Source organism: Moorena sp. SIO3I6 (assembly GCF_010672095.1).
In genome coordinates this window covers 1-1881 of sequence record NZ_JAAHHU010000958.1, presented here as the reverse complement: position 1 = coordinate 1881, position 1881 = coordinate 1, and the positions used below count along the sequence as shown (strand labels likewise).

The following is a 1881-nucleotide window of genomic DNA, read 5'->3' as shown; positions in this document are numbered from 1 at the left end:
GCTATCCATTAGGCAAAAGTAGTCGAAACGGTGATAGAGACTAGGATGTAGAAGCAAGTTGTGAACCTTCAAACAAATGGTAGAAGGTCGTTTGCCCTCGCCAGAGAGTTTTCAGGCCAGGTTCACCATCTCCACTACGAGCCAAAAATCCACCCAAGCGCGCAATCGCTCATCAGAGCTTGATGAAGAGTAGGAGGTTTTTTCGAGCGGTTTTTGGGTTGAAATTGAAGTCGCAAGAGTTTCCATTCCGCTGGAGAGAAAACAACTTGGCAAGAAGCATTCGGATTAAGTCGAGCGAGATTACGTCAACCACATTAGTCGCCAAGCAACAATGTTATAAGTAGCCAATGCTTTGAGTAAACGCTCTCGGGTTTGGAGTTGAAGTTTTTCGCGCGCGTCAACCACTTTTTAGCGGTTTTGTGAAAGCGTTCTATAAGCCATCGATAGCTATACCACCGTACACATTGCCAAGCTTGTTGGAAGTCATCAATGGGTAGAGTAGTGAGCAACAACCAACGAATAGGTTGACTACCATCAGCCGGTTTCTCCGTTTCTTCTACCAGTAGTACGTTAATTTCCACTGGATGGAGATTGTGAGGTTTGGGGTGATGCATGAGGTACTTCCAGTGTGACTCTCATCCCTCGGATTTGCAATGTTGCTTGACGAGCTCGACGTTTGGGATTACGCTCCAAGTTAATGGTCATTGTACCTAAAATTGACCCTTGTTCAATCATCGGTAACAGATATCCCATCTCCTCTTTCACTCTGCGGTTATACTCTCCTCTAATCAGTAATTCGCTATTGGCAGAGCGCTTTTGGGCAAATAACTCAAAGATATCAGCCTCACGATCTGCAACATGTATAAGCTGGATTTTTTCGGCTAGTCCTTCTTCGGCTCCTTTAGCTGTCTGTAACCATCGATAGCTTTCTTTTTCTTGAATTGGTTTTTTCTTGCGTTCTTTTTTCTTTCCACTCCTTTGCTTTCTTGTCCAACTCTGCTGATGTAGCATTCCCAATGGTTCTCCTTTGCTACTTACTGCTATACAGCTATGAACTTTGATTCCTTGTTGAGGAGTCTGATTGATATATCCCAAATCTTTGGTTGCTTCATGTGTTGTATACTCCAAGTCGGTCGTATCCTGTATAGCCAGTACTACTCCTGCTTCTACACACCTCCTGACTACACCTTCCCTGTGTGAAGCCAATATTTGTGTTTTTTTCACTTTCTCATTTGACCAAAATCTGTAGATACTTTGGCTTTTGTTCGCATTACCACTCGCTTTCGGTACTGTTTCTCCTGGATGTTCGCGCTATGAGCAACAGTGTCTTTCTCAATCTTTTGGCATGGCGTATGTCCTGAAAAATTTTGGATTTATTTCCTGGCTTATCCAATCCTTCATTTGTTCTTCTTCATCCCCTGATTGACTTTTCCTCTGATACTCTCACAACCTTAGCCTTGCTGTCCACAAAGTGCGAACACGATTGTTAAGTTGATACTACAACTGGGAAAGATTGGGCGGCGCAGCGGAGGTTGAAGCGCTCCCTACGGTATCTTGCCACGCCAGTACAGTGTTTGGGTGGGGAGCAGCTTCAACCCGCCCAATAAGCGCGAAGCGTTTCCCAGTGGCGATAGCTATGATTTGGCCTAGCCTCTCTAAGAGTTGGCAATCGCACTCTTGGGAGACCCCTATTCGTCTAGCGATCGCACTTCTTATTTTGCGATCGCACTTCTTATTTTGCGATCGCACTTCTTATTTTGTGATCGCAGTCTTGGGAAACCCCTATTCGTCTAATAATGGCTCTCACCACTCCTCTCCCAATCCTTGCCTAAATCCTAGTCTCTATCACCGTTTCGACTACTTTTGCCTAATGGATAGCTT

At 44.8% G+C, this 1881-nt stretch carries 3 protein-coding genes and 1 pseudogene; 1 reads left to right on the top strand and 3 read right to left on the bottom strand.

Going from position 1 to position 1881, the window contains the following annotated elements:
• Positions 1-94 precede the first annotated feature (94 nt).
• The 3 genes and pseudogenes from F6K49_RS44940 to F6K49_RS44930 all read right to left on the bottom strand — a co-directional run.
• Positions 95-203: pseudogene (locus tag F6K49_RS44940) on the bottom strand (IS4 family transposase); the annotation flags it as partial.
• Between the two features lie 111 nt (positions 204-314).
• Complete coding sequence (locus F6K49_RS44935) at positions 315-581, bottom strand: hypothetical protein (RefSeq protein WP_293030860.1); 267 nt, start codon at positions 579-581, stop codon at positions 315-317.
• Positions 571-1251 carry an IS4 family transposase gene (locus F6K49_RS44930; protein ID WP_293030865.1) on the bottom strand — a complete coding sequence of 227 codons (681 nt, stop codon included), beginning with the start codon at positions 1249-1251 and terminating at the stop codon, positions 571-573. Before F6K49_RS44930 ends, F6K49_RS44935 begins: the two co-directional genes overlap by 11 nt.
• A gap of 262 nt (positions 1252-1513) precedes the next feature.
• On the opposite strand from F6K49_RS44930, the gene F6K49_RS44925 reads away from it, so the two are divergent.
• Positions 1514-1881: hypothetical protein (locus tag F6K49_RS44925; RefSeq protein ID WP_293108562.1), on the top strand; the 368-nt coding region annotated here is incomplete at its 3' end.